This is a genomic window from Kitasatospora sp. NPDC007106 (genome assembly GCF_040634455.1).
Classification (GTDB): Bacteria; Actinomycetota; Actinomycetes; order Streptomycetales; family Streptomycetaceae; genus Kitasatospora; species Kitasatospora arboriphila.
Genome location: NZ_JBEYFP010000632.1, coordinates 1 through 3,470 on the forward strand (window position 1 = coordinate 1; position 3,470 = coordinate 3,470).

The window sequence follows — 3,470 nt, forward strand, 5'->3', positions numbered from 1 at the left end:
CCGGCCGGGTCACCGGACGGTGTTCCCTCAGCGTCCGGCCGAGTCCACCACCGCCGCCCACTCGTCGAGCAGCTGCTCGGTGGCCTCGTCGTCGGGGCCCTCCGCCCACAGGTGGGTGACCGCCTCGGCCGGGTCCGGCAGGACGAGCGTCCACCGGCCGTCGGCCTCGACCACGCGCACGCCGTCCGTGGTGTCCAGCCGCCGGCTGCCGGCCGCCTCCACCACCGAGCGCATCACCATGCCCTTGGCCGCCCACGGCGTCGCGATGTCGCGCCGCTTGATGTGCGCCTGCGGGATCCGGGCGTCGATCTGGCTCAGCGTGAGCTGGGTGCGGGCCACCAGGCCGACCAGCCGGACGAACGCCGCCGGACCGTCCAGCACACCGCTGAACTCGGGCACCACGAACCCGCCGCGCCCGTCGCCGCCGAACACCGTGCCCTCCTCCGCGGCCGCCTTCGCGAGGTCGTCCGGCGAGGTGGTCGTCCAGGTCACCTGGGTGCCGTGATACGCCGCGACCTGCTCGGCGATCCGGGTCGTCGTCACCGGCAGCGCCACCTGGCCGCTGCGCCGCTCCGCCGCGACCAGGTCGAGCAGCACCAGCAGTGCCCGGTCGTCCTGGATCACCCGGCCGAGCTCGTCGACGAACGACACCCGCTCGCCGACCGGGTCGAAGCGCACACCGAACGCCGCCCGCGAGGACGCCACCAGCTCACCGAGCCGGGCCAGCGCGGCCCGCCGCTCCTCGGCGTCCTCGGTCGGCCGGGCCTCGTCGAGGCCGCTGTCGACGGTGAGCGTCTCGACGCCGAGCCGGCCGAGGATGCTCGGCAGGACGAGCCCCGCACTGCCGTGCGCGGCGTCCACCACGACCTTCAGGCCGGCCTCGCGCACCCCGCTGGTGTCGACCGCCCGCAGCAGGTTCCGCGCGTACGAGTCGAACACGCTGGACGGGTGCAGCAGGTCGCCGATCTCACCGGGGAAGGCCCGCCGGAACTCCTGGCGCGCGTACACGCGGTCCAGCTTCCGCTGGCTCGCCTGCGAGAGGTCGGCGCCGGCCCCGTCGAAGAACAGGATGTCCAGCGAGTCCGGCACTCCCGGCGTGGTCCGCAGGAAGATGCCGCCCGCACTGCCGCGCGCGGTGTTCTGCCGCGCGACCGGCATCGGGACGTTCTCCAGGTCGCGGACGTCGATCGCGCTGGTCTGCAGCGCCGAGATCATCGCCCGCTTGAGCGCCCGGGCACCACGCGAGTGGTCACGCGCGATGGTGACCGTCGCCCCCTTCTTGAGGGTGGTGGCGTACGCGCCGGCCAGCCGGACGGCGAGCTCCGGAGTGATCTCCACGTTCAGGATGCCGGAGACGCCGCGCACGCCGAACAGGTGCTCCTGGCCGCGGGACTCCCAGATCACCGAGGTGTTGACGACCGCGCCGGCCTCGATGGTCTTGAACGGATAGACCCGGACGTTGCCCGCCAGCAGCGACTCCTCGCCGATCAGGCACTCGTCGCCGATCACCGCACCCTCGTCGATCCGCGCGGCCCGCATCACGTCGGTGTTCTTGCCGATCACGCAGCCGCGCAGGTTGCACTGCGGGCCGACGTACACGTTGTCGTGGATGACCGCCTTGTGCAGGAAGGCACCGCGCTTGACGACCACGTTGCTGCCCAGCACGGTGTGCTCGCGCAGCTCAACCCCGGCCTCGACCTTTGCGTAGTCGCCGATGTACAGCGGACCGCGCAGGATCGCCTCGGGGTCGACCTCGGCGCCCTCGGCCACCCACACACCCGGCGAGATCTCGAAGCCGTCCAGCTCGACGTCGACCTTGCCCTCGAGGACGTCCGCCTGCGCCTTCAGGTAGCTCTCGTGCGTGCCCACGTCCTCCCAGTAGCCCTCGGCGACGTAGCCGTAGACCGGCTTGCCCTCCTTGAGCAACTGCGGGAAGACGTCGCTCGACCAGTCGACCGACTCGCCGGCCGCGACGTAGGAGAAGACCTCGGGTTCCATCACGTAGATGCCGGTGTTCACCGTGTCCGAGAAGACCTGGCCCCAGGTCGGCTTCTCCAGGAAGCGCTCGACCCGCCCCTCCTCGTCGGTGATCGTGATGCCGAACTCCAACGGGTTGGGCACCCGGGTCAGGCAGACGGTGACCAGCGCGCCCTTCTCACGGTGGAAGGCCACCAACTCGGAAAGATCGAAATCGGTGAGCGCGTCACCGGAGATCACCAGAAACGAGTCGTCCTTGAGCGCGTCCTCGGCGTTCTTCACACTGCCCGCGGTACCGAGCGGGACCTCTTCATTGGCATAGGTGAGGTTCATCCCCAGCTCTTCGCCGTCCCCGAAGTAGTTCTTCACCAGGGAGGCCAGGAACTGGACGGTCACCACGGTGTCCGTGAGACCGTGCCGCCGTAGCAGCCGCAGCACGTGCTCCATGATCGGCCTGTTGGCCACCGGCAGTAGTGGCTTGGGCATGCTCGACGTCATCGGACGGAGTCGAGTGCCTTCGCCACCCGCCATCACAACGGCTTTCATTCGGGTGCGTCCTCCTTCGCGGTGGTGAACCCTGCAGATCCATCAAACCGTTCCAGAGCTTCTCTACCCGGATAAAAACGTCCGACTCACCGTGTCGTGGCAAGTCGGACGTGGAGATCTTGTCAGCAGCGTGCAAACAGCCCGCTCAAACGGCGGCCGTACGGTCCGCCCGCACCAGCTGCCGGGCCTGGACGGCGTACAGGATGCCGGCCCACCAGTAGAGCACCGTGCCCCACCAGATGAATGCCCAGCTGACCGGCTCGGCGACCGTGGCCAGCCAGCTCTCCCCGTTGCCGAGCAGCAGAAGCGGAAAGGCGTACATCAGATTGAACGTGGCCGCCTTCCCCAGGAAACTCACCTGGAGCGGCCCGTAACCGTGCCGATTGAGAATGGGAAGCAGCGAGCCGATGAACAGTTCGCGCGCCAGCAGCACGACGGTGACCCACAGCGGCAGGATCTCACGCCACGTCAGACCGACCAGCGTGGACAGCACGTACAGCCGGTCCGCCGCCGGATCCAGGATCTGGCCGAGCCGGCTCACCTGACCCCAGCGCCGCGCGAGCTTGCCGTCCAGGTAGTCGCTGACGCCGCTCAGCATCAGCACGACGATCGCCCAGCCGTCGTTCTCCGGCCCGCCGAACACCGGCCAGAGGATCAGCCACAGGAAGATGGGCACACCCACCAGCCGGGCCATGCTCAGCAGGTTGGGGATGGTGAGGACGCGGTCCGTCTGCACCCGCGTCTCCTGAACCTCCACCTGGGACCCTCCTGACAGCTGTACCGCCGTGAACGTGTGCGGCATTGACCTTACAACAACAAAGCCCCCACCCTGCTGGGTGGGGGCTTTGCCATGAAGAATTGTTCGGCGGCGTCCTACTCTCCCACAGGGTCCCCCCTGCAGTACCATCGGCGCTACGAGGCTTAGCTTCCGGGTTCGGAATGTGACC

2 protein-coding genes and 1 rRNA gene are annotated in these 3,470 nt (G+C 68.9%); all 3 read right to left on the reverse strand.

Annotation, left to right across the window (positions count from 1 at the left end):
• Positions 1 to 27: 27 nt before the first annotated feature.
• Positions 28 to 2,523 (reverse strand): mannose-1-phosphate guanyltransferase, encoded by a 2,496-nt coding sequence (locus ABZ641_RS29780; RefSeq protein WP_344624326.1) that lies wholly within the window; start codon positions 2,521 to 2,523, stop codon positions 28 to 30.
• A gap of 145 nt (positions 2,524 to 2,668) precedes the next feature.
• Positions 2,669 to 3,280: a CDP-diacylglycerol--glycerol-3-phosphate 3-phosphatidyltransferase gene (gene pgsA, locus ABZ641_RS29785; protein ID WP_344624327.1), complete on the reverse strand. Its 612-nt coding sequence runs from the start codon at positions 3,278 to 3,280 to the stop codon at positions 2,669 to 2,671.
• Positions 3,281 to 3,383: 103 nt separating this feature from the next.
• Positions 3,384 to 3,470: ribosomal RNA gene (rrf, locus tag ABZ641_RS29790) — 5S ribosomal RNA — on the reverse strand; the annotation flags it as partial.